We start from the raw sequence: 24,747 nt of genomic DNA, 5'->3' as shown, positions 1-24,747 counted from the left end.
GGGCGGCCGGCCCGTGCGATCCGCGGGCCGGCCCCGTGCGATCCGGGTTCCGGCCCGTGCGATCCGGGTTCCGGCTCAGGCCGGCCCGTGCGGATACTCCGGCGCGCGGTGCTGGAACGCCAGGATCTTCGGGTTCTGGATGACGCCCTCACGGATCTCGATCGCGCGCCGCACCGTGAGGTCCTCGTCCCAGCCGTCCGGCCCCCGCAGGACGTGGCGCAGGTACGGGATCAGGGCCTCGCTGATCTCCCAGGTCGCGGAGTCCCAGAGATACGACGGGCTGTGGTCGACGCCGTAGTACCGCACCCGGTCGCCGACGGTGAACATCGGATCGTTGAACGTGGTCGGCTTCGCCCAGCTGAAGCCCATGCCCTCGTCGCAGGACACGTCGATGACGAGGGTCCCGGGCGCGAGCTTGGGGAGGTCCTCCTCTATCAGGAACATCAGCGGCGCGTCGGTGTCCTGGAGCACGCAGTTGACGATGATGTCGTACCCGGCGAGGAAGTCGGCCACCGGCTTGGTGCCGTCCTCGGTACGGACCTGGCTGCGCCGCGGGTCGAGGGTGTCGTCGGCCGCGTCGTGGTCGAAGTGCACGATCCTGGCGGAGTGGATCGGCGAGCCGACCGCGGTGACGCCGCGGGCGGTGAGCACGTCCACGTCGTGCACGCCGAGCGCGCTGAGCGCGGTGACCGCGCCGCGGGCGGTGGCGCCGAAGCCGATCACCACCGCGCGCCGCCGCCGGCCGTAGTCGCCGGTGATGCCGGTCAGGCCCATGGCGTGCAGCACGGAGGAGTAGCCGGCCAGCTCGTTGTTCTTGTGGAAGACATGCAGGCTGAACGCGCCCTGCCGGGACCAGTGGTTCATCGCCTCGAAGGCGATCAGCGTCAGGTGCCGGTCGACGGCCGCCTGGGTGACCTTCTCGTCCTGCACGCAGTGCGGCCAGCCCCACAGCACCTGCCCGTCCCGCAGCCCGGCCAGATCCTCGTGCACCGGCTTGGCGAGCAGGATCACATCGCACTCGGCCACCAGCTCCTCGCGGGAGCGGAAGCCGGCGACCAGCGGGGCGAGCTCCTGGTCGGGAACGCCGAAATACGCTCCGTAATCATGCTCCAGGTAGATTCCGCGCCGCAGACCGATGTCGATCCGGTCGAAATGAGCCGGGTGAACGGGCAGACGGTGCTCGTTCTCCTTGCGGGTCCTGGCCACGATGCCGAGCGTGAGCTGCTGCAAATTACCCCTTTGGTCACACCCTGTTTAGCACACCGCCCGCGGCCCGGCGCCGCCTCCGCGACCCGCTTCTGCGGCGCTGAGTGCTCGTCGGGGCTGCGGGAAGGCGGGATCGGACGACACCGGGAGGCGACGGGAACTCGCCGTACGTTCCCAGAGGGTCGGAGCGGTGACAATACGCGGGTGGAGCGGATGGACGCGGGGAGAACGAACGGGCCGGCCAGTACGCCGGCCGGGGCAGCGGCACAGCAGGGCGCCCGGGTGCCCGGCGGGCCGGGAGGCGGGGCGGATCCGGACGCGGCGCGGTGGCGCGGCGTGCGGCGGATGAAGCTGATCGCGACCGGCTTCCTGCTGACCGCGACCGTCGTCTACGGCCTCGCCAAGTGGGCGGAATCCAGCGGCGCCGGCGGCTGGGCCGGCTACGTGGCCGCCGCCGCCGAAGCCGGCATGGTCGGCGCGATGGCGGACTGGTTCGCGGTCACCGCCCTGTTCCGCCGCCCGCTCGGCCTCCCCATCCCGCACACCGCGATCATCCCGACCAAGAAGGACGCGCTGGGCGCCAGCCTCGGCGACTTCGTCGGCGAGAACTTCCTGTCCGCCGACGTCGTCCGCACCCGGCTGCGCGCCGTCGGCATCGGCTCCCGGCTCGGCCGCTGGCTGGCGGAGCCGCCCAACGCCGACAAGGTCACCGAGCAGGCCGCCGCCGCCCTGCGCGGCCTGCTCACCGTGCTGCGCGACTCCGACGTGCAGGCCGTGGTCAGCGAGGCGATCACCCGCCGGGCCGAGGCCCAGGAGGTCGGGCCCGGCCTCGGCAAGATGCTGGAGCGGATCGTCGCGGACGGCGGCCACCGCCGGATGGTGGACCTGGTCTGCGCCCGCGCCCACGACTGGCTGATCGAGCACGGCGACTCCGTGATGGACGCGGTCCAGGGCGGCGCCCCCGGCTGGACCCCGCGCTTCGTGGACCGCAAGGTCGGCGAACGCGTCTACAAGGAGCTGCTGCGCTTCGTCACCGAGATGCGCGACTCCCCGCACCACCCGGCGCGCGGCGCGGTCGACCGCTTCCTCAGCGACTTCGCCGTCGAGCTCCAGTCCGACCCCGACACCCGGGCGCGTGTCGAGCGGCTGAAGAAGGACCTGCTGGCGCGGGCCGAGGTGCAGGACGTGATCGAGTCCGTATGGGGCTCGGTGCGGGCGATGATGGTCGCCGCGGCCGAGGACGAGCGCAGCGAGCTGCGGATGCGGACCCGGGCGTCCCTGCTGGCGCTCGGCGGCCGGATGGCCACCGACGCGCGCTTGCAGGAGAAGGTCGACAGCTGGCTCGAGGACGCGGCGACGTACCTGGTGACGACGTACCGCGACGAGATCACCTCGCTGATCAGCGACACGGTCGCGGGCTGGGACGCGGACCAGACCTCCCGCAAGATCGAGGCGCACGTGGGCCGCGACCTCCAGTTCATCCGGATCAACGGAACGGTGGTGGGGGCGCTGGCGGGCCTGCTGATCTTCGCGATCTCGCGGGCTTTCGGGGCCTGACGAGCTGATCCTTGCTGCCCGCAGGGGGTTGCGCTGGAGGGGGCTCGGATTGGAGGATCGGACAAGACCTCCGATGACTGTCCCTCGTCGGCCGAAACACCGGAGCCGGCCCCAGGCCGGCTCGGCCTAGCTACGGAGAACACCTGTGAAGCTGCTGCGAGTCGGCCCCGCCAGGTCAGAGCGCCCCGCGCTGCTCGACCACGACGGCGTCCTGCGCGACCTGAGCGCCCTCGTCCCGGACATCGACGGCACCCTCCTGGCCGACGCCGCCGCACTGGAGCGGATCGCCGCCGCCGGCGCCGACGGCTCGCTGCCGGAACTGGACGCGTCCCTGCGGGTCGGCCCGCCGCTGGCCCGGATCGGCAAGATCGTCTGCATCGGCCTGAACTACCACGACCACGCGACCGAGACCGGCGCCCAGATCCCCGTCGAGCCCATCGTGTTCATGAAGGCCCCGGACACGGTGGTCGGCCCCGACGACACCGTCCTGGTGCCGCGCGGCAGCCAGAAGACCGACTGGGAGGTCGAACTCGCCGTCGTCATCGGCAGCGAACTGCGCTACGCGGCCTCGCACGAGGAGGCCCTCGCCGCCGTCGCCGGCTACGCGGTCGCCCACGACGTCTCCGAGCGCGAGTTCCAGATCGAGCGCGGCGGCCAGTGGGACAAGGGCAAGAACTGCGAGACGTTCAACCCCCTCGGCCCCTGGCTGGTCACCGCCGACGAGATCCCCGACCCGCAGGCGCTGCCGCTCAAGCTCTGGGTGAACGGCGAGCTGAAGCAGGACGGCTCGACCGCGTCGCAGATCTTCCCGGTGGCCGAGGTGGTCCGCTACCTCAGCCACTTCATGACCCTTTACCCCGGTGACGTGATCAACACGGGCACCCCGGCCGGTGTGGCGATGGGGCAGCCGGAGCCCAAGCCGTATCTGCGGGCCGGGGATGTCGTCGAACTGAGCATCGACGGGCTCGGGGCGCAGCGGCAGGTCTTCAAGTCGGCTTAGCGCTCCCCGAGGTCGCGGTCGGCCCCGGTTTCCCGCCCACGCGGCGGGGCCGCTCCCCGGCTGCGCCGCGCTTTTCGGGTGGCGCGGGGCTGTTGTCTTTTTGCGGCTGGCGCCGCGTGGGCGCGATGTGTCCCGGCTTCAACAGGGGCGCGGGGAACTGCGCTGCCAGCCACGGCGGTGGCGCGCTTTACCACCGGCCCGAAGGGGCTGGTTCTGTTGTTTCCCGGCCATCGGCCGGTGGTGGGCTGGTGGCGCAGTTCCCCGCGCCCCTGGTGATGCCGGGGGCGCCCGCGCGGCGGCAGCCGCGGATCGACAGCAGTCCCGTGCCCCTGAAACCGGGCGAAGCCGGGAGCGCCCACGCGGCGGGATCGTGCGCGCTACGCCGCTTGCGGGGGCGAGAGGAAGCGGGTCAGGGCGGCTACCACCAGAGCGTGGTCCTCGGCCTGGGGGAGGCCGGAGACGCCTACTACGCCGATCACGCCTACTTCCTGCACCCGCAGGGGGAAAGCCCCGCCGTGGGCGGCGTAGACGTCCGGGTCGAGCCGGGAGGACTCCTCGAACGTCGTGCCCTTCGCACGGAAGCGTTCACCCACCAGCAGCGACGAAGCGCCGTAGCGTTCGACCACCCGCGCCTTGCGGTCCAGCCACGCGTCGTTGTCCGGGGCCGTGCCCTCCAGGGCGCAGTGGAAGAGCTGTTGGCCGCCGCGCCGGATGTCCACCGTGACGGCGGCCCCGCGTTCCCGGGCCAACTCCACGATCAGGCAGCCCAGTCGCCACGCGTCCTCATTGCTGAACCGCGTCAGCGTCAAGTCCCGTTCCTGCTCGGCCAGTTCGGCCAGACGGTCATTTGACCCCGTCCCCGTCACAGCGCCACCGTCCGTCCCGTGCGGGCGGACTGCCTGGCCGCCTCGATGACCTCGATCGCCGCCGCCGCCTCAAGCGCGGTGACCGGCGGCTCGCCGCCGTCCCGCAGCGCCGCCTCCACGGCGGCGTAGAAAGCGGGGTAGTCGCCGGGCAGCGACGGCACCGGCTTCGCGTTCTCGTCGATGCCCACCGTCCCCCACTCCGACTCCGGTTCCGCGCCCCACGCCGCGCCCTCGCCGGGGCGCAGGCCCTCGCGCAGGGCGGCCTCCTGCGGGTCCAGGCCGTAGCTGACCCAGCCGCCGGTGCTGCCCAGCACCCGGAAGCGCGGGCCCAGCCGGGACGTGGTCGCGCTCATCCACAGGTGTGAGCGGACCCCGCCGGTGTGGGTGAGCGCGATGAACGTGTCGTCGTCGGCCGCCGCGCCCGGCCGGCGCACGTCGGACTCGGCGTAGACGAGCTGCGCCGGGCCGAACAGCGTCAGCGCCTGGTCCACCAGGTGGCTGCCGAGGTCGAAGAGCAGCCCGCCGATCTCGGCCGGGTCGCCGGACTCCCGCCAGCCGCCCTTGGGCTGCGGGCGCCACCGTTCGAACCGGGACTCGAAGCGCTGCACCTCGCCCAGTTCGCGCCGCTCCAGCAGCGCGCGCAGCGTCAGGAAGTCGCTGTCCCAGCGGCGGTTCTGGAAGACGCTGAGCAGCAGCCCGCGCCGCTCCGCGAGTGCCGCGAGCTCGCGGGCCTCGGTGGAGCTGCCGGCCAGCGGCTTGTCCACGACGACGGGCAGCCCGGCCTCCAACGCGGCGGTGGCCAGCGGGACATGGGTGCGGTTGGGGGAGGCCAGCACGATCAGGTCCAGCTCGCCGGCCCGCGCCCACAGCTCGTCGGCGGTGCCGGCGAACCGGATCGCCGGGTGCTCGGCGCGGGCCTGGGCGCGGCGGTCCTCGTTGCCGGTGACGATCGTGTCGAGGACCAGGCCCGGGGTCGCGGCGATCAGCGGGGCGTGGAAGAAGGAGCCGGCCGGGCCGTAGCCGACCAGTCCGACGCGGAGGGGCTCGGCAGCGGGCCGGGGGTCGGTAGCGGTCATGCCCTCACTTTGGCAACAGTGTTGCCAAAGTGCAAGCGCGCGGGACAATGGCAGCGTGAACCCGCCCCCCGAGCCCGACCCGCCGCGTACCGGCACCGGCACCGGCACCGGAACCGCGCTGCCCGGGCCCGGGGCCAACCTGCCCGCGCTGCGCGGCCACAACGCCGCGCTCGTCCTCGGCCTGCTGCGGGACGCGGCGGTGGCCGGCGGCACGGTCAGCCGGCTCGAACTGGCGGGGCGTACCGGACTCACCCCGCAGGCGGTGAGCAAGATCACGGCACGGCTGCGGGCGGCCGGGCTGGTGGAGGAGGCCGGCCGCCGCGCCTCGACCGGCGGCAAGCCGCTCACCGAGCTGCGCCTCGCGGCGGGCGCGGCGCACGCGATCGGCGTCCACCTCGACGGCGAGCAGCTGACCGCCGTCCGCACCGACCTCGCGGGCCGCACCGTCAGCGAGCACACCGTCCCACTCGACCTGTCCCACCCGGTCCCGCGCGCGCTGGACGAGATGACGGCCGCCATCCGTACCGTCATCGCCCTGGCCGGACCCCCGGTGCTGGGCGTGGGCATCGGCATCCGCGGCCCCCTGGACCACCGCACCGGCACGCTGCACGCCCTGACCGGCTACCCCCACTGGTCGGGCTGCCCCCTGCGCGCGGAACTCACCGCCCGCCTGGGCCTCCCGGTGAGCGTGGACAAGAACACGAACGCGGCGGCCCTCTCGATCCTGGCGGAGCCCGAACGGGCCCAGGACCCGGGAGCGGAGCCCGGCCCCGAGCAGGAGCCGGGTGCAGCGCCCGGCTCGCAGCAGCCCCGGCCACTCCCCGGCCCCGGGGGCCTGCCGCCCGCCGGCCCCGGCCCCTTTTTCCGCCCCGCGGGCCTGCCGCCCGCCGTCGCGGGCGATGCGCGCTCGTTCGCCTACCTTCACCTCGGCACCGGCCTCGGTGCCGCCCTCGTGCTCGACGGCGTCGTCCACCGCGGCGGCAGCCGGGGCGCGGGGGAGTTCGGGCACCAGGTCATCGCGCTCGGCGGGCTGCCGTGCAAGTGCGGGAAACGGGGGTGCCTGGAGGCGCTGTGCCTCGCGGCCGTGGAGCGCGGGGACCTCGGCCGTGCCGCCGAGCTGCTCGGGGTCGGCGCGGCCAACCTCGTCGCGCTGCTCGACGTCAGGGGGATCGTGCTCGGCGGGCGTACGGTGCTGGGCGCGCCGGAGGTCTTCCGCGCCGCGGTGGCCGCCGCACTCGCCCCGGACGGGGTGCCCGTCGGGTTCGCCGCGGCCGGGCCGCGGGCCGTCGCGGAGGGCGCGGCGCTGCTCGCGCTGGCTCCGCTGTTCAGTGCGGGCCCGCTGGCTGGGAGAATCACGGGATGAGCGACGCGGCCGATGCCCACACACCGATCCGCGGGGGAGTCCCCGAACACGGCCGGGTGCCCAAGTACTTCGCCGTCAAGACCCGCCTGGAGTCCGTACTCGACGAACTCGGCGAGGGCGGACTGCTGCCCACCGAACGGGAGTTGGCGGCCCGCTTCGAGGTCGCCAGGGAGACCGTACGGCAGGCGCTGCGCGAGCTGCTGATCCAGGGCCGGGTGCGCCGCAAGGGCCGCGGCACCGTGGTGGCCGGGCCGAAGCTGGAGCAGCCGCTGTCGACGGCGAGCTACACCGAGGGCGTACGGCGGCAGGGCCGGGTGCCCAGCCGGCATCTGATCGCCCTCGAAAAACTCGACGCCGACGCCGTTCTCGCCGCCGACCTGGAGATCGGCACCGGCTCCCCGGTCTGGCACATGGAACGCGTCCTGCTCGCCGACGACGAACGCGTCGGCCTGGAGAGCACGTATCTGCCGGTGGCCCGACTGCCGCACCTGGACCGGAACTTCGCCCCCGACACGTCCTTCTACGCGTTCCTGCGCGAGCACCTCGGCGTCGAGCCGGTCTCGGTCAACGAGCGGATCGAGACGGTGCTCGCCACCCCGCGCGAGGCGCTGCTGATCGGTACGCCGCCCGCGCTGCCGATGCTGCTGCTGCACCGTTCCTCCCGCGATGCGTCCGGCCAGCCGCTGGAGCGCGTCCGCTCCCTCTACCGCGGCGACCGCTTCAGCTTCACCGTCCAGCTGGAGAAGAACGAGTAGCGGGCCCCAAGCCCATGGCGTGCCGCGTAAGATAACAGAACGATAACGGGTCTAGGCCAAACTTGCAGGGCTGTTCACCCTGCTGTCGGAAAGCAGTCGCAATCCGGCCATCTGCCGCCGCGAATGTCGGTCAGGTGAAAGTCACTGTCGTAGGAGCCGGGGTGCTGGGCACCATGCACGCCTGGCACGCCATAGAACGCGGCCATGAGGTCGTCCATCTGGAGCGCGAGCGCGAGGCCCGCGGCGCCTCCGTCCGCAACTTCGGCCTCGTGTGGGTGGGCGGCCGCGCCGCGGGCGCCGAGCTCGACGCCGCGCTGCGCGCCCGTGAGCTGTGGGCGGAGATCGGCGCGAGGGTGCCCGGCGTCGGCTTCCGCGCCGGCGGCTCGCTGACCGTCGTGCGCACCGCGGCCGAGCAGGCCGTCGCCGAACAGGTGCTGGCCCGATCCGACGCCGCCGAGCGCGGCTACAAGTGGCTGTCGGCCACCGAGGTCAGGGAGCTCAACCCGGCCCTGCGCGGCGAGTTCACCGGTGCCCTGCACTGCGACCTGGACGCGGTCGTGGAGTCCCGGGTGGCGCTGCCCGCGTTGCGCGCGCACCTCGCCGCGACCGGCCGCTACACCTTCGTGCCCGGCCGCGAGGTCCGGGACATCGCCGACGGCGGCACCGTACGCGACGACCACGGCGCCACCTACGACTCCGACAGCGTCGTGGTGGCCACCGGCGCCTGGCTGACCGGCCTGGTCAAGGAGCTGGCGCCGCAACTGCCCGTCCGCCGGGTCCGGTTGCAGATGGCGCAGACCGACCCGCTCGGCGAGCCGCTGACCACCTCGGTCGCCGACGCCGACAGCTTCCGCTACTACCCCGCCTACCAGGGCGACGCGCTCGACACGCTGCTGCGCGACCAGCCGCAGCCGGCCACCGCGGCCGAGCACCGTATGCAACTGCTGATGGTGCAGCGCCTCGACGGCGGCCTCACCATCGGCGACACCCACGAGTACGACGAGGCGTTCGCCTTCGACGTCACCGAGGACCCGTACGAGCACCTGCTGGAGCGGGCCGCCGAACTCCTCGGCCGCCCGCTGCCGCCGATCCGCCGCCGCTGGGCCGGGGTCTACGCGCAGACCCTCGACACCGGCCTCGTCGTGCACCGCGAGCAGGTGCGGGACAACGTGTGGCTGGTCACCGGGCCCGGCGGGCGCGGCATGACCTGTTCCCCGGCGATCGGCGAGACCACCGCCCAAGAGATCGGCTGGTGACCGGAAATGACCCCCACGACACCCACGACGTCCACCACCCCTGCCACCGGCCGGCCCGTCTCGCTGGTCGTCCTCGACATGGCGGGCACCACCGTCGCCGATGACGGCCTGGTCGAACTCGCCTTCTCCCGGGCCGCCGCCGAACTCGGCGTCGAGCCGGGCAGCGCCGACCACGCCGCCAAGCTCGACTACGTGCGCGCCACCATGGGCGAGTCGAAGATCACCGTCTTCCGTGCGCTGTTCGGCGCCGAGGACCTGGCCGTACGCGGCAACGCCGCCTTCGAGAAGGCTTACGCGGAACTGCTCGACGCCGGCCGCTGCGCCCCGCTGCCCGGCGCGGCCGACGCGATAGCCGAACTGCGCGCCGACGGCCGCAAGGTGGTGCTCACCACCGGTTTCTCGCGCACCACCCAGGACGCCATCCTGGACGTACTCGGCTGGCGGCAGATCGCCGACCTCACCCTCTGCCCGGCCGACGCGGGCCGTGGCCGCCCCTACCCCGACATGGTGCTGGCGGCGCTGCTGCGCACCGGCACCGACTCCGTGCACGAGGTCGCGGTTGCCGGCGACACCGCGTACGACATGCTCAGCGGCGTACGGGCCGGGGCCGCGATCGTGGCCGGCGTCACCACCGGCGCGCACCCGGCGGCGCGGCTGCGCGAGGCCGGGGCCACCCACGTCCTCGGCTCGGTCGCCGAACTCCCGGCGCTGGTCGGGGGGTTGTGACATGAGGACGGCACCGGCCAGGACGGCCAAGGCAGCCAAGCCGGCCAAGGACGCCGCCGCGAAGACGGCCGAGCCCGGCGCCGACGGGACCGGGACCGCGGCCGGCCAGGCCGCCGTGGAAGGCACCGGCGCGGCCCCCGCCGGCATCCGCTTCGACCGCGTCACCGTCACCTACGGCGGCGACACCGTGCTCGACGGCCTCGACCTGACCGTGGAGCCCGGCGAGGTGATGGCGCTGCTCGGCCCGTCGGGCTCCGGCAAGACCACCGCGCTGCGGGCCGTGGCCGGGTTCGTCACCCCCACCAGCGGCCGGGTGCTGATCGGCGGCCGGGACGTCACGGACCTGCCGCCGTACAAGCGCGGCATCGGCATGGTCGTGCAGCAGTACGCGCTGTTCCCGCACCTGCGGGTGGACCAGAACGTGGCCTTCGGGCTCAAGGCGCAGCGGGTGCCGCGCGCCGAGCAGCCGGGGCGGGTCGCCGCGGCGCTGGAGATGACCGGCATGGCGTCCTACGCGCGGCGCTACCCGCGGGAGTTGTCCGGCGGCCAGCAGCAACGCGTCGCCATCGCGCGCGCGTTGGCCATCCGGCCCGGGGTGCTGCTGCTGGACGAGCCGCTGTCCGCGCTCGACGCCCGGCTGCGGTCCGACATGCTCGCCGAACTGGCCAGGCTGCACCGCGAGTTGCCGGACGTGTCGATCCTCTACGTCACCCACGACCAGGTCGAGGCCCTCACCCTCGCGGACCGGATCGCGGTCCTCGACCGGGCCAGGCTCCAGGACGTCGGCACCCCGCACGACCTGTACCGGCACCCGCGCACCGCGTTCACCGCGACCTTCGTCGGCAACGCGAACCTGCTGCGGGTACGGGCGCAGGGCCCGGACACCGTACGGCTCGGCGACCTGCTGCTGCCCGTCGCCGACAGCGGCGAGAACGGCCCGGCGGCGGGCGCGGAGGCCACCTTGTGCGTCCGCCCGCACGCGCTGCGCCCGGTGGACGCGGAACCCGGCGCGCGGCCCGGCGCCGACCCCGGCCCGGACGCCGGCTCCCGCACCGGCATCCTCTACGGCAACGTCACCGGCGTGCAGTGGCGCGGCCACACCCACCGGCTGCTCGTCCAGGCACACGGCCACCAACTCATCGCCGACGTCGGCGACTTGCGGCAGCCACCGCAGGCAGGCGACGAGATCGGGCTCGCCTTCGACGCGCGGGACGCCGTCCTGCTGCCCGGCGGCCTGGTGGGAGGTGACGGCGGTGACTAGCGTCCCCGCGACCGAGCGCCCCGTGACCGCCGATCGTCCCGACCGCCCCGCCCGCCCCCAACAACGAGAGCGGGCCGACCGGTTCAGGCGACCGCCCGGCTGGGTCTACGCGATACCGCCGGTCGCCGCGCTCGGCCTCGTCTTCCTCTACCCGCTCGTGCTGCTCGCCTGGCAGTCCGTCTCACCGGACGGCGGCGGCCACTCGGTCAGCGCCTACGGCGACGTACTCGGCGACACCGCGTTCCGCAAAGCACTGTGGAACACCGTCTGGATCGCGGTGAGTTCGACCGCCGGCTGCCTGCTGCTCGGCTTCGTCCTCGCGCTGGTGATCGCCTTCGTACCGTTCCCCGGCGGCAAGGCCCTCAGCCGCTTCATCGACATCTTCCTGGCCTTCCCGTCCTTCCTGATCACCCTCGCGCTGCTGTTCCTCTACGGCACGGTGGGCATGGCCAACGGCGTCTGGACCGACGTCACCGGCGCGGCGAGCGGCCCGGTGGACTTCCTGCGCACCCCGTGGGGCGTCCTGCTCGCGGAGGTCACGTACTTCACGCCGTTCGTGATGCGCCCGCTGCTGGCCGCGTTCTCCGGGGTGGACACCGCGCAACTGGAGGCCGCGTCCTCGCTGGGCGCGCGGGCGCCGCGGATCGTCCGGCAGGTGATCCTGCCCGAGGCGCTGCCCTCGCTCGCGGCCGGCGGCAGCCTCGTCCTGGTCATGTGCCTCAACGAGTTCGGCATCGTGCTCTTCACCGGCGCCAAGGGCGTCACCACGCTGCCGACGCTCGTCTACAGCAAGGCGATCCTGGACGGCGACTACCCCGGGGCGTGCGTGGTCGCGGTCGTCTCGATCGTGCTGTCGGTGGGCCTGTACGCCCTGTACCGGATGCTCGTCGCCCGTACGGCGGCGGGCGGGCGCGGCGGCCGCCGCGCGGGAGGTGTGAACCGTGCTGGTGCATAGCCGACGCGGCCGGCTGGCCGCCTGGACCGTCTTCTTCGTACTGTTCCTGCCGCTGTTCGCGCTGCCGTTCCTGGTCATCGTGATGGCCTCGTTCGCCACCAACTGGAGCGGCGCCTTCCCCTCGCACGCCACGCTCACGCACTACCAGGACATCACCAAGGGCGACTCGCTCGACGCCCTGACCACCAGCCTGTGGACGGCGCTCGCGGCGAGCGCGGGCGCGCTGCTGGTCGGCGGCTGGGCCGCGCTCGCGGCGCAGCGGCTGCACGGGGCCGTGCGGCGGGTGCTGGACGGGCTGTTCATGCTGCCGGTCGCCGTGCCGTCGGTGGTCGTCGGCCTGTCCCTGCTGGTGGCGTTCTCCAAGCAGCCGCTGGTGCTCAACGGCACTCGGCAGATCGTCATCATGGCCCACACGGTGCTGGTCACGGCCTTCGCCTACCAGTCCGTGAGCGCCGCCCTCACCCGCCTCGACCCGGCGTACGAGCAGGCCGCGGCGGGCCTGGGCGCCCGGCCCTGGTACGTGCTGTGGCGGATCCGGCTGCCGCTGCTGCTTCCGTCGCTGACCGCCGCCGCGGGCCTCTGCTTCGCCCTGTCCATGGGCGAGTTGAGCGCCACGATGATGCTCTACCCGCCGGACTGGATGCCGCTGCCGGTGCAGATCTACGGCGAGGTCAACCGCGGTTCGCTGTTCGGGGGAGCGGCGCTGGCGGTCACCTTGATGGTCACGACGCTGATCGTGCTGCTGGGGATGTCCCGCATCCGCACCCGGGCGTCCTATCGCTGACCCCCTGCCTTTCCTTCCCCCTTCGTCACCCTAACGACAGATACAACTGACCGCTGTATCGAAGGAGTTCGACCTGTCATGCGTAAAAACACCCTCACCCTTACCCCGCTCGCCGCCGTGGCCGGCGCGGTGTCCCTCGGCCTGCTGCTGTCCGCCTGCGGCGGCTCGTCCTCCGCGGCCTCCGGCAAGGCGTCCACCGAGGTCACCGTCTACAGCGCGGACGGCCTGAAGAGCGAGGCCGGCGACGGCTTCTACGACAAGGTGTTCAAGGACTTCACCGCGAAGACCGGGATCAAGGTCAACTACGTCGAGGGCGGCTCCGGCGAGATGGTGCAGCGCCTGATCCGCGAGAAGTCCAACACCAAGGCCGACCTGATCGTCACGCTGCCGCCGTTCATCCAGCAGGCCGACGGGAAGGGCCTGCTGGCGAAGTACGCACCCGCCGGCGTCGACAAGGTGGCCGCCGCCGACAAGGGCGCGGACGGCACGTGGACGTCGATCGTCAACAACTACCTGTGCTTCATCTACAACACCAAGGAGCTGAGCAGCCCGCCCAAGACCTGGGACGACCTGCTCGACAGCAAGTTCAAGAACAAGCTCCAGTACTCCACGCCCGGCGTGGCCGGCGACGGCACCGCCGTGGTCATCAAGGCCATGCACGACCTGGGCGGCAAGGGCCCGGCCATGGACTACCTGAAGAAGCTCCAGGCCAACAACGTCGGCCCGTCCGCCTCCACCGGCCAGCTCGCCCCCAAGGTGGACAAGGGCGAACTCCTGGTCGCCAACGGCGACGTCCAGATGAACTTCGCCGACATGGCCACCATGCCCAACCAGGGCATCTTCTTCCCGGCCAAGGACGCGACGAGCAAGCCGTCGACCTTCGCGCTGCCGTACGCGGCCGGCCTGGTCAAGGACGCCCCGCACCAGGACGCCGGCAAGAAGCTGCTCGACTACCTGATGACCCCGGCCGCCCAGCAGGAGGTCTCCTCGGTCGGCGGCGGCTTCTCCGCGCGCACCGACGTGACGGCGACCGACCCCAACGCGGCGAAGCTGAAGCAGATCATGGCGGGCGTGGACGTCTTCACGCCGGACTGGAACGACATCAACACCAACCTGACCTCGTACGTGGACGCGTGGAAGAGCGCGACCGGCAGCTGACCTGACGGGACGCCCGAACGGCCGGTGGCCCTCCCCGCGTTGTGCGTGCGGGGAGGGCCACCGTCGTCGGTCTTCGGAGGTTCCGGTCAGTCGACGTCGACCAGGTCGACGAGGTCGGCGATGGAATCGACCACGTTGGTCGGCCGGAACGGATAGGCGGCGATGTCCTCGCGCCTGGTCAGCCCGGTGAGGACGAGGAACGTCTCCATGCCGGCCTCAAGGCCGGCCAGGACGTCGGTGTCCATCCGGTCGCCGATCATCGCGCTCGACTCCGAATGCGCGCCGATCGCGTTCAGCCCGGTGCGCATCATCAGCGGGTTCGGCTTGCCGATGAAGTACGGCTCCTTGCCCGTCGCCTTGGTGATCAGCGCGGCCACCGAGCCGGTGGCGGGCAGCGCGCCCTCGGGGGAGGGCCCGGTGTTGTCCGGGTTGGTCGCGATGAACCGCGCGCCGGCGTTGATCAGCCGGATCGCCTTGGTCAGCGCCTCGAAGGAGTACGTCCGGGTCTCGCCGAGGATGACGAAATCCGGGTCGGAGTCGGTGAGGACGTACCCGGCGTCGTGCAGCGCCGTGGTCAGCCCGGCCTCGCCGATGACGTAGGCGGTGCCGCCCGGGTGCTGGGTGTCGAGGAACCTGGCCGTCGCCAGCGCCGAGGTCCAGATGTTCTCCACCGGCACTTCGAGGCCGATCCGGTTCAGCCGGGCGTGCAGATCACGGGCCGTGTAGATCGAGTTGTTGGTCAGCACCAGGAACGGCCGCCCGGACTCGCGCAGCCGCTTGATGAACGCCTCGGCCCCCGGCACCGGGATTCCCTCGTGCATCAGCACGCCGTCCATGTCGGTGAGCCACGATTCGATCTTCCTGCGCTCGGTCATGAAAGCGGACTCCTGCCGTACGGGCTCATGTGGTCACTCGGCAGTCCGATCATCCCATATTCCCAGGTCCGCCCCCGGGGCCTGCGGCCCCTCACGTCGTGGTGGGCCGGCCGCGCGCCGCCGTCTTGTTCAGCTTGGCCACCTGCGCCGCGACCAGCTCCGGCGGCACCTGGCTGTGCTCGCCGACGACGCTGAGCGCCCAGAACGCCGCGATGACCGTACCGACCCGGACGACCTTGAACTGGATGGGCACGCGAACCGGAGCGCCGCCGTCAGGGTCGCCGTGCTCGTCGATGCTCTGGACGACCTGGGTGAGCTCGTAGGCCAGGGCCTCGTCGCCCTCCGCAGGCGCGGCCAGCCGCTTGGGCTCGGTGACGCTGATGCCTTCGTCGAAGGGGAACGTCCTACAGGTCTTCAAGGAAGCCCGCAGGTCGTCGAGCACCTTGGGTGCGGCGGCGGGCGCGTACGAGGTCAGCGCCAGAATGGCGCCCTTGTCGGGGTCGGCGGCATCCGCGTTCAGCTCGATGTAGGCGCGCGGCTGGTGGTTCGCGGCCAATCCGGAGGTCATCCGGCTCAGCGGCGCGCAGGCGGCCGGGGACACGGCGGGCAGCCTGCTGACGTTCACGATGTGGTCCGCGTCCTGGACCGGCGGCCCGCCGAAGGACCAGCCGGGAAGCTCCTTGGACGTGACGAACGCCGTGTACAGCTCCTGCTGGCTGAGCGTCCGGCCGATCGGCCCCGCCGCTCCGGTCGGCGGTGTGGCCGGTGACGTAGCCGGTGACGTTGTTGACGTGGCCGGTGACGTGCTGCCGGGCGCGGCCGCCCGGGCCGTGGCCCCACCGCCCCCGGACCCCCCGCCGTCGCCGCAAGCCGTGACCGCGGCCGCCACCAGCACCAGCCAGACCGCCCCCGCGGTCCGCGCCGTCGCGAATCTCATGTTCCCCCCGGTTTTCCGTTGTTTCCCCACCTGGAGGGTGAGATTACTGCCTCCGGCGGGGCGCGAAGAGCGGCCCCAGGGCCGTGATGACGGCGAAGCTGACCGCCAGGACCGCGAAGAACAGGCCGACGGTGGCGCCCGTGCCCACCTCGGACGGCGGGAAGGCGATCTGGCGGGCGACGTTGAGCACGCCGATGGTGACGACGTAGACCCACCACGGGACCCGGCGCATGCGGTTCATGATCCGTCTCCTTTTTCTCACGGGCGTATTAAATCCAATCTAACACGCCTGTGTGATAATGGCCCGATGCCGAAGGTCGTGGATCACGAGGGGCGCCGCGCGGAGCTGGCGGTCGCCCTGTGGCGGGTCGCGCTGCGCGACGGGTTCGACGCGGTGACCGTGCGCTCGGTGGCCGAGGAGGCCGACTGGTCGGCGGGTGCGCTGCGGCACTACTTCCCCGACAAGACCGAGATGGTGCTCTTCGCCGTCGACTTCGTCGTGGCGTCCGTACGGGAGCGGATCGGCCGGGCCAACGCCGCCGCCGGCGACCTGACGCCGCGGTTCGTCCAGGACCACCTGGAGCAGTTGCTGCCGCTCGACGCCGAACGCCGGCTGGAGTCCGAGGCGTGGTTCGCGCTGGTGGTGCTCGCGCACCGCGACCCGGCCGCCGCGCGGCGGCGCGCCGAGGTGGACGACCTGATCCGCGGCTCGGTGCAGAGCGCCGTGGCCGCGCTCCAGGAACTCGGCGAGCTGGGCGCCGGCCGGGCCCCCGCGGCGGAGGCGGCCCGGCTGCACGCCCTGCTCGACGGCCTGGTGCTGCAACTGCTGGCCCGGCCCGAGCGGCTGGGCCCGCAGGAGGCGCGGGACATCCTGGCCCGGCACCTGGCGGAGCTGGGCGCGGCCGCGGGCGGGCGGTGAGGGACGGGCCCGCACGGGGAGCCGGGGTTCGTCCGCCGGACCGGCGCTCGTCACCGGCCGCGGCCTGGTCACCGTACGTACTCGAAAGGTAACCCGAATGGGTCAGCCCGGGTGCGGGCGGGGATGACCGCAGGGATGTTCGTAGACACCGGGCGCGAGTCCCCGCCCCCGGCCGAGCGGAGGTCTCATCCATGTTTGGTCTGAAACTGCCTGTCATCGCCGCTGCCGGCGCCGTCGGCGTACTCGCACTCGGCGGGGTGACCGGGCTGCCGAAGCAGGCGCTCGCCGACGAGGGCGGCGGGGGATCGTCGTCCTCCTCCTCTTCTTCCTCCTCGTCCTCGTCGTCGTCCTCCTCGGCCGGTTCCGACTCCATGGACGTCTCCCCGGCGAAGGTCGCGCCCGGCGGCGTGGTGAGCCTGCACCTGGAGACCTCCTGCAAGGCCGGCGGCGGCAAGGCCAAGGCGAGCGCGGACGTCTTCGTCGACACCGTCACGCTGGCCCCGGCGAGCGACGGGTCGAAGGCGCTCGAAGGCACCGCGTTCATCAAGTCCGACGCGGTCGACGGCTCGTACGCGATCTCCGTCGAGTGCGGCGGCGGCACCAGCTCCGCGTCCGCGTCCGTGACGGTCAGCGGCGGCAACGCGTCCATCCCGATCGCCCCCGTCCCGGCGGGCGGCGGCGGCACCGCCCAGCTCGCGGCCGGCCCGGCCGCGGCCGGCACCAGCACCGGCGCGCTCCTGGCCACCGGCGGATTCGCCGCGGCCGGCCTGGCCGGCCTCGTGCTCCACCGGCGCCGCAGCGCCGTACGCGGCTGACCGCGATGGCAGCGGGGGACGAAGAAGAGGCCGACGGCCGCCCGGACAGCAGGACCTGGGCGGCCGTCGCGATCGGCCTCGTCCTGCTGGCCGCCTGGCTGCTCGGCCACGGTTCCCCCGGCGCCCCCGCCGGTGCGACCCCCGGCAGCCAGGCCATGTCCGCGGCCGGCGCGGGCCGCCCCGCGCAGATCTACGCCCCGCACCTCCCGATGCCCGCGGCGAAGCCGTTGCGCCTCGACATCAAGTCCATCGGCCTGCACGCCGACCTCGTCCCCCGCGGCCTGAAGAACGGCACGGTGGACCCGCCCCCCTACTCCACCCCCGACGTGGCCGGCTGGTACCGCGGCGGCCCCGCCCCCGGCACGGCGGGCGCGGCCCTGATCGTCGGCCACGTCGACACCGAGACGCGGGCCGCGGTCTTCTACGGCCTCAGCACGGTGGGGCGCGGGGCGCTGGTGGAGGTGACGCGGGCGGACCACACGGTGGCGGAGTTCTCGGTGGAGGCGGTGGAGGTGGTCGAGAAGGATCACTTCGATCCGCAGCGGGTGTATGGGTCCGGGGGGCGGCCGGAACTCCGCCTGATCACTTGCGGCGGGTCGTTCGATCGGGCGGCGCACGCTTATACGGCGAATGTGGTGGTGTTCGCGGCTCTCACGGGGGCGCGGCCGGCTTAGCCGCCTCCGGCGGGTGGTTGGGCGAGGGGTGGTGCGGTTCGTTTTCACGGCTGGGCGCCGTGCCTGCCGTTTTTTCCCACCCCGCCCGCCCGTGCGGGTGCGTCCTTGGGTGCGGGTCTTCTGGTGGGTGGGGTCGGTGCCGGTCCGTGGCACCTCCTCGGATTTCCTCCGTGCGGGTTTCGTTCTCGGGTGCACACCGGTTTGTCGGAAATCCTGCGGGGGCACCCCGGCCCGTCCCCTCCCGAGTCCGTCGGCGGCTTTGAGGCCGCAAGGGGTGATCAGGGGTGGGCCGGGGCAGCCGCCGACGGCGATGAACCCCACCGGGAAATGCCGGCACCCGAACCTCTGATCCGCACGGGCGGGGCGCCCGGGGGTGGTGCTCGGGTCAGGAGGTGGTGGAAGCCAGCCAGGTGGCGTAGGGGGTGGGGGCGCGGTGGGCGGTGGGGGAGGTGAGGACGTCGCCCTTGACGGCGGCGAAGAGGCCGGCCGTGGGGTCCGTCACCACCGTGCGGCCGGTGGACCCGTGCGCCAGGGTGATGCGGCCCAGCTCGTCGAGCGGGAAGACCTCGGGGCCGGCGACGTCGCGGATGCCGTTGAGCGGCGCGCCCGCGGCGACCTCGGCCACCGCGTCGGCCACATCGTCGGCCGCGATCGGCTGGATCGGGGTGGCGGGCAGCCGGACGGTGTCGCCCTCGGTGGTCCACGACATCGTCGGCTCGATGAACTCCATGAACTGCGTCGCGCGCACGATCGAGTACGGGATCGGCCCGGCCGCGAGGACGTTCTCCTGGAGTGCCTTGGCCCGGTAGTAGTCCAGCTCCGGGACCTGGTCCACGCCGACGATCGACAGGATGACCGCGTGCCGGACGCCGCCCTTCTTGCCCGCGGCCAGGATGTTGTCCATCGAGGTCTGGAAGAAGGCCAGCGAGGTCTCGTCGAACGCGGGGGAGTTCGTCAGGTTGATCACGGTGTCGGCGCCTGCCACCGCCTCGTCCAGCCCCTTGCCGGTGATGATGTCCACCCCGGTGGACTGCGAGTACGGCACCGCCTCGTGCCCGGCCGCGTTCAGCTTCTTGACGACGAGCGAACCGATCAGCCCGGTACCGCCGATGACCGCGAACTTCATGACTCGACCCTTCGCTGGGAGGCGTGTCCGCTAACTCGGACACCTTCTATCCGGGATCATACTCGGATGATTGCTGTCCGAGTCAAGCGCGGCTGGATTAGAGTGATTGGGTGAAGATGTCAGGCGGGGTCGAGTGGGCGCTGCACTGCTGCGTCGTGCTCACATCTGCTGACGAGCCGGTGCCGGCGACGCGGCTGGCCGAACTGCACGACGTGTCGGCGAGCTACCTGGCCAAGCAGCTTCAGGCGCTTTCGCGCGCGGGGCTCGTACGGTCGGTGCAGGGCAAGGCGGGCGGCTACGTCCTGACGCGGGAGCCCGCGTCGATCACGGTGCTCGACGTGGTCGAGGCGATCGACGGCCCCGGCCCGGCCTTCGTCTGCTCCGAGATCCGCCAGCGGGGCCCGCTGGCCACCCCGCCCGAGGCGTGCGTCGGGCCTTGTGCGATCACCCGCGCGATGAGCAACGCGGACGCGGCGTGGCGCGAGTCCCTGCGCGCGGTGACGATCGCCGATCTCGTCCAGAGCATCAACGCGGACTACGGCCCCCGCACCATGTCCACCGTCGCCACCTGGCTCTCCACCCCCACCCCCTAGCCCCGGTTCGCCTCCGCCCACCGTTCCCGGGCCCCCGCCCATGCCCGGCCCCCGGCGCACCCCTCCCTCACCTCCCGCGGCCTCAAGCCGCCATACGGCCTGGGAGGGGACGGTCCGGGGTGCCCCCGCAGGGCTGTGAACGACATGGGGGTAACCAATTCGCCCCGGTGCCGTGAGCAGCCCGAGGAGGTGCCCCGGGGCGGCCCCGACCCCACCCACCAGAAGACCCGCACCTAAGGACGCACCTGCACGGGCGGGCGGGTGGGAAAGAACGGCAGGCACGGCGCCCAGCCGGAAAAGGAAACGGGTCCGCCCACCGGGGGCGGAAACCCCACTCGGTGGCAACCAGGACATCCCACGTAGGATGTCCGATGATCCGGCCGCCGGACCCCCGGCGTCGCACCCCACCCGGAGGGACCCCCGTGCAACCCCTGACCCCCCAAACCCTCCGCGGCATCTGGTCCCCGACCCTCCTCCCGCTCGCCGCGGACGACGCCATCGACTTCGACCGGCTCGAACAATCCCTCGCCGCCGTCCTCCGCTCCGGCGTCCACGGCGTCTACACCAACGGCACCGCCGGCGAGTTCCACACCCTGTCGGAGCAGGAGTACGACCGGCTGCACGAGCTCGTCGCGGGGATGGCCGCCGCGGCCGGGGTGCCGTATCAGCTGGGGGCGAGCCATCCCGCCGGGCGGGTGTCGCTGGAGCGGGTGCGGCGGGCGGCCGGGTTGGAGCCGGGGGCGATCCAGGTGGTGCTGCCGGACTGGCTGCCGCTGCATGATGACGAGGCCGTGGCCGCGCTGCGCGGGTTCGCCGGGGCGGCGGGCGGGGTGCCGCTGGTGCTGTACAACCCGCCGTACGCCAAGACGCAGGCCACGCCCGCGCTGCTCGCGCGGATCGCGGAGGACGTGCCGGAGGTCGTCGGGCTGAAGCTGCCCTCGGTGGAGCCGGCCGCCGGGCTGACCGAGCGCTTCTCGGTGTTCGTCGCCGGGCACGCGCTGGCCACCGGCTACCGGGCCGGGGCGGCGGGCTCGTACTCGAACGTGTCCTGTATGAGCCCGGCCGGTGCGGTGCGGTGGTACGACCGGATGGCCGCCGATCCGCGGGGCGCCGCCGAGGTCGAGGTGCGGATGCGGGGGTTCCTCGACCGGCATGTGGCGCCGCTGGCGGCAGCGGGCTACAGCGACCCGGCCCTCGACAAACTCCTGTGCGCGGTGGGCGGCTGGTCCCGCACCGGGACCCGGGTGCGCTGGCCGCACCGCTGGATACCGCAGGAGGACGTCCCCGCGCTGCGCGAGGCCGCGCTCGCGGCCGTCCCCGACCTGCTCACCGACCCGGTCACCGCGCCCGGTTAGCGGCGGAAGCCGGGGCCCGCGAAAGAGGGGGCCCCGGCAGAACGCAAGCAGGGACGAACTACCCGACGGTCAACCGCACGCTGCCGGTCACCCCGCCACTGCTCACCGAGACGTCCACCGTCCCGGCGCGGTGAGCCGTGACCACGCCCGTCACCCTGTCCACCGACGCGACCCGGGTGTCGTCCGAACTCCACACGTGCGAGGCCGGGTTGGCGATCGGCATGGTCAGCGGCGCCAGATTGTCGCCGGCCGTCTGGGTGCCGGCCGCCGTCAGCGTCAACTGCCCTCCCCTGGCGAGGGTTTGTGACGGCGCGGTCACCGCGATCGAGGCCAGCGCGGGCTCCACCGAGAACTGGAGGCCGCCGTCGGAGCCGATGCGCAGCAGCCCGTAGTGGTAGAAGCCGCCCTGGTCGGCGGGCGCGTACGCGGGCATCCCCAGGTCGGCGAAGGTGAGTTGCGGGATGCCGCCCTCCGAGGTGCTGACGTTCTCACCCTCGGGGTCGAGCACCTGCTCGGAGAATCCGCGCGCGTGACCGTAGAGCATGATCACGTGCTTGTCCCTGTGTGTCTCCTGGTACTTCTGCACCAGGCGCAGGTACATCCGGGCCTCCCAGCGGTCGGTGAACTGGCTGTTCGCCGCCGGGTGCGGGTCGTACGCCGGCATGTGCGTGACGACGAGCACGTCCTTGGCCGTGCTGTCCGTCAACTGCTTGACCAACCACGGGTATTGGGTGCCCGCCGGGTTCTGGAACGGGTCGGAGGACTGCAGGCTGCCGTGCGAGTTGTCGGTGACGACGACGTTCGCCGCGCCCTCGGTGTACGCGTAGTGGGTGTCGCCGAAGGTCGCGCTGTAGTTGCCGTTCTCGCCGTCGGCGCCCTGGGTGATCTCGTGGTTGCCGACGATGTCCCGCTCCGGGACGCCGAGTGCGTCCATCGTGGACTTGGCGTACTGGAGGTCGGGCAGCTTGCCGTCGTCGGCCATGTCACCGAGGAACTGGGCGGCGTCCGGGCGCGCTTGCGGGCTCAGCGTCGGGATCCGGCCCGCGATGGAGTGCATCACGTTGCTGCTGACCGAGCCCGGGTCGCTCGCGAGCATGTGCGCGTCGTCGCCGGTCAGCAGGGTGTTGCCCTTCTTGGCGAAGTCCTTGGAGTCCTCCTCGAACGACAGCCAGGACGGGTTCTCCGGGATCGCGGTGTAGGTCGGGACGGTCACCGGCCGCGGTGAGTACAGCGCCTGGAGCCCGGCGACGTCCAGCGAACCGCCGGTGGTGGTGCTGGGGCTGATCGCCAGGAAGTCCACGAAGGAGATGGTCAGCGGGAATTGCAGCCCGGCGGGCAGCTCGGCGATCGCGAGGTGCCAGTCGTTCCAGGTGACGTACGTCGGGTAGAGGGTGGTCCTGGTGCCGTCAACTCCGATGTAGGACTCGGCCAGTTCGATGCCGGTGCCGTTGCCCTTGATCCACACGCCGATGCCGGTGGGGTTCTGCCCGTCGTCGCCCGCGCCCGCCTTCAGCGTCGTGTTGGGCACCAGGACGAGCTGCTTCACGCCGGAGCCCGCGGGCATCGTGTAGCTGAGCTTGAGTGAGGCCGGCTCCGTCGAGCCCGGCGGGACGACGCCCGGGTCGGCGGCCAACGTGGCGGGCTGGCCGGTGCTGTTGGTGCTCAGCCGCCACTCGGCGGTGCTGCTCATCGGGTCGATCGTCGTGGTGACGCTGCCCACCGCGATCGACGCGGTCGCGGTGGCGCCGCCGACCGTCGCGGTGACCTTCGCCAGGCCGCCGTCGGTGGCGTCCGCGGTGAACAGGCCGTGCGCGTCGACCGTGCCGAGATCGGCCGGGGTGACCGTCCAACTGGCCGCTTCAGCGGGGATCTGCGCCGCCTTGCCGCCCTTGACCGAGCCGGCCAGGGTCAGTTGCTGCGTCTCGCCGCCGTTCAGGTCGGGCGCGTCAGGCGACACCGCCAGCGTGGCGAGCTTCGACGTGACGTCCAGCCGCTGCGTGCCGACCGCCCAGCCGTCGTTGGCCAGGATCAGGCCGGTGCCGGTGTGCTTCGCGGTGAACCTGCCGTCCGCGTACGTCCCGAGCCAGGACGGCACCACCGTCACGTGTACGGCGCCGGCCGCCGGGTTGCCGAGCCGGTCCAGCGCGTGCACGGGCAGCGGGATGGTGCCGCCGGGCACGGTGGTGACGTCGGCGCCGTCATTGACGGTGACCTTGGTGGCCGAACCGGGCGCTTTGGCCGTGGAGTAGAAGAATATGCCGTTGCCGACCGGGCGTTCGGCGTTGCCCGGCAGGTCCGAGGGCGTGTTGGCCACGGTGGCCTGCGCGGCGCCGGGAGCACGCACCGCCATCGTCGTGGACCCGCCGCCGTCGAACAGCATCGCGGTGTACGCGCCGTGCGCGACCATGTAGCCGGCCGCCTGCTCCGGGGTGACGCCGAACGCGTTGTCGGTGCCGCCGTGCCCGTCGATGGCGACGGTGACGACGTGCCGGCCGTCCTTGCTCAGGCCGACCGCCGTCTCCGGGTTGGCGCCGCTGGGCGGGGTGCCGGTCGGGTCCTGGTAGACCTTGCCGTCCTTCACCAGGACGTCCACGCCGCTGACCATCTGCGTGAGGTCGTTGTCGGGGGACAGCCGGCCGGCCACCCCCACGGTGTCGCCCACGTGCAGGTTCGCCGCCAGCCACTGCCCGCCCGCGCCGCCGCCCAGCAGCCCCGACTGCCCTGCCGCCAGCCGGTCCACGGACGTCACACCGGTCCGCACGCTCTCCACCGTGAACCCGCCGGCCGTCTGACGCCCGAGCACCAGGGTGCCGCCGGTCAGCCCCGGCGTGTCACCGAGATCCGGCGTCACCTCCGTGACACCGCCGGCCGCCACGTCGTCCACGGTGTTGACCGAGGTCAGCGCGCGGCTGGCGGAGCCGTCGGTGATCGTCCCGGAGAAGTTCTCCGGCCCCATCACCATGGAGCCGTCCGGCTTGACGCCCAACTCCGAGGCGAAGCCCGCCTTCGGGCTCTTCAGCAGCCGCCCGTCCGTGATCACACCGCCGAGCGGCCGCCCGCTGGCGTGGATCTCGAAGTAGTCGCCGTTGACGCCGGCGACAGCATGCGTACGGGCCGCCATCGACGACACGGTCTCGTCGGCCGGATCGGTCACGGTGTCGCCGGCCTCGACGACGCCGACCCGCAGGTTCGGGTCGCCGAGGTCGGCGTCCAGCACCTGCACGTGCTGCCGGCCGCCGACGGTGTCGTACGTCTCGGAGTAGTGCTGGAGGCCGCGGGTGACGGTGGTCTCGGGGGACTTGGTGTAGTCGACGACTTGGGGCCAGTTCGGGGGTGTCTGCGGCAGCCAGCTGCCCGAGGCGGCGGGTGCGTTGCCGGCGTGGGCGCCGGAGGCGACGGCGGTTCCGGTGACGCTGCCGGCCAGCAGCAGGGCGAGGGAGGTTGCCAGGGCGGCGCTTACGGTTCTTTTTCCGCGAAGTGTCATTTGCAC

23 protein-coding genes are annotated in these 24,747 nt (G+C 72.6%); 15 read left to right on the top strand and 8 right to left on the bottom strand.

The annotated features are described in order from the left end of the window. Nucleotides 1-75 precede the first annotated feature (75 nt). Nucleotides 76-1,230 carry a N(5)-(carboxyethyl)ornithine synthase gene (locus ACQPW6_RS12195; protein WP_433889606.1) on the bottom strand — a complete coding sequence of 385 codons (1,155 nt, stop codon included), beginning with the start codon at nucleotides 1,228-1,230 and terminating at the stop codon, nucleotides 76-78. A 189-nt stretch (nucleotides 1,231-1,419) separates the two neighbouring features. Here ACQPW6_RS12195 and ACQPW6_RS12190 point away from each other — a divergent pair, with 189 nt between their 5' ends. Beyond that, entirely contained in the window at nucleotides 1,420-2,763 is a 1,344-nt protein-coding gene (locus tag ACQPW6_RS12190) for a DUF445 domain-containing protein (protein ID WP_433889605.1), read from the top strand. Nucleotides 2,764-2,908: 145 nt separating this feature from the next. Beyond that, on the top strand, nucleotides 2,909-3,763 hold the full coding sequence (locus tag ACQPW6_RS12185; protein ID WP_433889604.1) for a fumarylacetoacetate hydrolase family protein: 855 nt from the start codon (nucleotides 2,909-2,911) through the stop codon (nucleotides 3,761-3,763). A gap of 377 nt (nucleotides 3,764-4,140) precedes the next feature. On the opposite strand, the gene ACQPW6_RS12180 is transcribed toward ACQPW6_RS12185, so the two are convergent. Next, nucleotides 4,141-4,629: a heme-degrading domain-containing protein gene (locus ACQPW6_RS12180; protein ID WP_433889603.1), complete on the bottom strand. Its 489-nt coding sequence runs from the start codon at nucleotides 4,627-4,629 to the stop codon at nucleotides 4,141-4,143. After that, nucleotides 4,626-5,705, bottom strand: coding sequence for a Gfo/Idh/MocA family oxidoreductase (locus tag ACQPW6_RS12175; RefSeq protein WP_433889602.1), 1,080 nt, complete (start codon nucleotides 5,703-5,705; stop codon nucleotides 4,626-4,628). Before ACQPW6_RS12175 ends, ACQPW6_RS12180 begins: the two co-directional genes overlap by 4 nt. A gap of 55 nt (nucleotides 5,706-5,760) precedes the next feature. On the opposite strand from ACQPW6_RS12175, the gene ACQPW6_RS12170 reads away from it, so the two are divergent. The 8 genes from ACQPW6_RS12170 (at nucleotide 5,761) to ACQPW6_RS12135 (ending at nucleotide 13,963) form a co-directional block, all read left to right on the top strand. Next, on the top strand, nucleotides 5,761-7,068 hold the full coding sequence (locus ACQPW6_RS12170; RefSeq protein WP_433889601.1) for an ROK family transcriptional regulator: 1,308 nt from the start codon (nucleotides 5,761-5,763) through the stop codon (nucleotides 7,066-7,068). Continuing rightward, complete coding sequence (locus ACQPW6_RS12165; RefSeq protein WP_433889600.1) at nucleotides 7,065-7,823, top strand: GntR family transcriptional regulator; 759 nt, start codon at nucleotides 7,065-7,067, stop codon at nucleotides 7,821-7,823. Before ACQPW6_RS12170 ends, ACQPW6_RS12165 begins: the two co-directional genes overlap by 4 nt. 134 nt (nucleotides 7,824-7,957) lie before the next feature. After that, nucleotides 7,958-9,079 (top strand): TIGR03364 family FAD-dependent oxidoreductase, encoded by a 1,122-nt coding sequence (locus ACQPW6_RS12160; protein ID WP_433889599.1) that lies wholly within the window; start codon nucleotides 7,958-7,960, stop codon nucleotides 9,077-9,079. 6 nt (nucleotides 9,080-9,085) lie between these two features. Beyond that, entirely contained in the window at nucleotides 9,086-9,805 is a 720-nt protein-coding gene (locus ACQPW6_RS12155; protein ID WP_433889598.1) for a phosphonatase-like hydrolase, read from the top strand. 1 nt (nucleotide 9,806) lies between these two features. Further along, nucleotides 9,807-11,066 (top strand): ABC transporter ATP-binding protein, encoded by a 1,260-nt coding sequence (locus ACQPW6_RS12150; protein WP_433889597.1) that lies wholly within the window; start codon nucleotides 9,807-9,809, stop codon nucleotides 11,064-11,066. Further along, a complete protein-coding gene (locus tag ACQPW6_RS12145) occupies nucleotides 11,050-12,021 on the top strand; it encodes a 2-aminoethylphosphonate ABC transporter permease subunit (RefSeq protein WP_433889596.1) in 972 nt (323 codons plus the stop codon). The genes ACQPW6_RS12150 and ACQPW6_RS12145 overlap by 17 nt, the downstream gene beginning before the upstream one ends. After that, nucleotides 12,008-12,805, top strand: a complete 798-nt coding sequence (locus ACQPW6_RS12140) for an ABC transporter permease (RefSeq protein WP_433889595.1) — start codon at nucleotides 12,008-12,010, stop codon at nucleotides 12,803-12,805. The genes ACQPW6_RS12145 and ACQPW6_RS12140 overlap by 14 nt, the downstream gene beginning before the upstream one ends. Nucleotides 12,806-12,883: 78 nt before the next feature. Beyond that, a complete protein-coding gene (locus tag ACQPW6_RS12135; RefSeq protein ID WP_433889594.1) occupies nucleotides 12,884-13,963 on the top strand; it encodes a 2-aminoethylphosphonate ABC transporter substrate-binding protein in 1,080 nt (359 codons plus the stop codon). 86 nt (nucleotides 13,964-14,049) lie between these two features. Here the strand turns inward: ACQPW6_RS12135 and ACQPW6_RS12130 are convergent, their stop codons facing one another. The 3 genes from ACQPW6_RS12130 to ACQPW6_RS12120 all read right to left on the bottom strand — a co-directional run bounded on the left by ACQPW6_RS12130 (nucleotide 14,050) and on the right by ACQPW6_RS12120 (nucleotide 16,016). Beyond that, nucleotides 14,050-14,799: an HAD-IIA family hydrolase gene (locus tag ACQPW6_RS12130; RefSeq protein ID WP_433894513.1), complete on the bottom strand. Its 750-nt coding sequence runs from the start codon at nucleotides 14,797-14,799 to the stop codon at nucleotides 14,050-14,052. Nucleotides 14,800-14,929: 130 nt separating this feature from the next. Next, nucleotides 14,930-15,775 carry a hypothetical protein gene (locus ACQPW6_RS12125; RefSeq protein ID WP_433889593.1) on the bottom strand — a complete coding sequence of 282 codons (846 nt, stop codon included), beginning with the start codon at nucleotides 15,773-15,775 and terminating at the stop codon, nucleotides 14,930-14,932. A gap of 43 nt (nucleotides 15,776-15,818) precedes the next feature. Further along, the gene (locus tag ACQPW6_RS12120; RefSeq protein ID WP_433889592.1) at nucleotides 15,819-16,016 is read right to left on the bottom strand and encodes a hypothetical protein; all 198 of its coding nucleotides are present in this window, start codon (nucleotides 16,014-16,016) and stop codon (nucleotides 15,819-15,821) included. Nucleotides 16,017-16,082: 66 nt separating this feature from the next. Here ACQPW6_RS12120 and ACQPW6_RS12115 point away from each other — a divergent pair, with 66 nt between their 5' ends. The 3 genes from ACQPW6_RS12115 (at nucleotide 16,083) to ACQPW6_RS12105 (ending at nucleotide 18,183) form a co-directional block, all read left to right on the top strand. Continuing rightward, nucleotides 16,083-16,694, top strand: coding sequence for a TetR/AcrR family transcriptional regulator (locus ACQPW6_RS12115; RefSeq protein WP_433889591.1), 612 nt, complete (start codon nucleotides 16,083-16,085; stop codon nucleotides 16,692-16,694). 191 nt (nucleotides 16,695-16,885) lie between these two features. Then, a complete protein-coding gene (locus ACQPW6_RS12110; protein WP_433889590.1) occupies nucleotides 16,886-17,509 on the top strand; it encodes a hypothetical protein in 624 nt (207 codons plus the stop codon). 5 nt (nucleotides 17,510-17,514) lie between these two features. Next, nucleotides 17,515-18,183 (top strand): class F sortase, encoded by a 669-nt coding sequence (locus ACQPW6_RS12105; RefSeq protein WP_433889589.1) that lies wholly within the window; start codon nucleotides 17,515-17,517, stop codon nucleotides 18,181-18,183. Between the two features lie 385 nt (nucleotides 18,184-18,568). Here ACQPW6_RS12105 and ACQPW6_RS12100 read toward each other — a convergent pair whose 3' ends face one another. Then, entirely contained in the window at nucleotides 18,569-19,309 is a 741-nt protein-coding gene (locus tag ACQPW6_RS12100) for an SDR family oxidoreductase (RefSeq protein WP_433889588.1), read from the bottom strand. A 116-nt stretch (nucleotides 19,310-19,425) separates the two neighbouring features. On the opposite strand from ACQPW6_RS12100, the gene ACQPW6_RS12095 reads away from it, so the two are divergent. Next, the gene (locus ACQPW6_RS12095) at nucleotides 19,426-19,902 is read left to right on the top strand and encodes an RrF2 family transcriptional regulator (protein ID WP_433894512.1); all 477 of its coding nucleotides are present in this window, start codon (nucleotides 19,426-19,428) and stop codon (nucleotides 19,900-19,902) included. Between the two features lie 422 nt (nucleotides 19,903-20,324). Beyond that, nucleotides 20,325-21,257, top strand: a complete 933-nt coding sequence (locus tag ACQPW6_RS12090; RefSeq protein WP_433889587.1) for a dihydrodipicolinate synthase family protein — start codon at nucleotides 20,325-20,327, stop codon at nucleotides 21,255-21,257. Nucleotides 21,258-21,315: 58 nt separating this feature from the next. Here the strand turns inward: ACQPW6_RS12090 and ACQPW6_RS12085 are convergent, their stop codons facing one another. Beyond that, a complete protein-coding gene (locus ACQPW6_RS12085; RefSeq protein WP_433889586.1) occupies nucleotides 21,316-24,741 on the bottom strand; it encodes a phosphodiester glycosidase family protein in 3,426 nt (1,141 codons plus the stop codon). Nucleotides 24,742-24,747: the final 6 nt, after the last annotated feature.

The organism is Streptomyces sp. CA-111067, assembly GCF_050956065.1.
Classification (GTDB): domain Bacteria; phylum Actinomycetota; class Actinomycetes; order Streptomycetales; family Streptomycetaceae; genus Actinacidiphila.
This window is presented reverse-complemented; position numbering and strand designations above follow the sequence as displayed.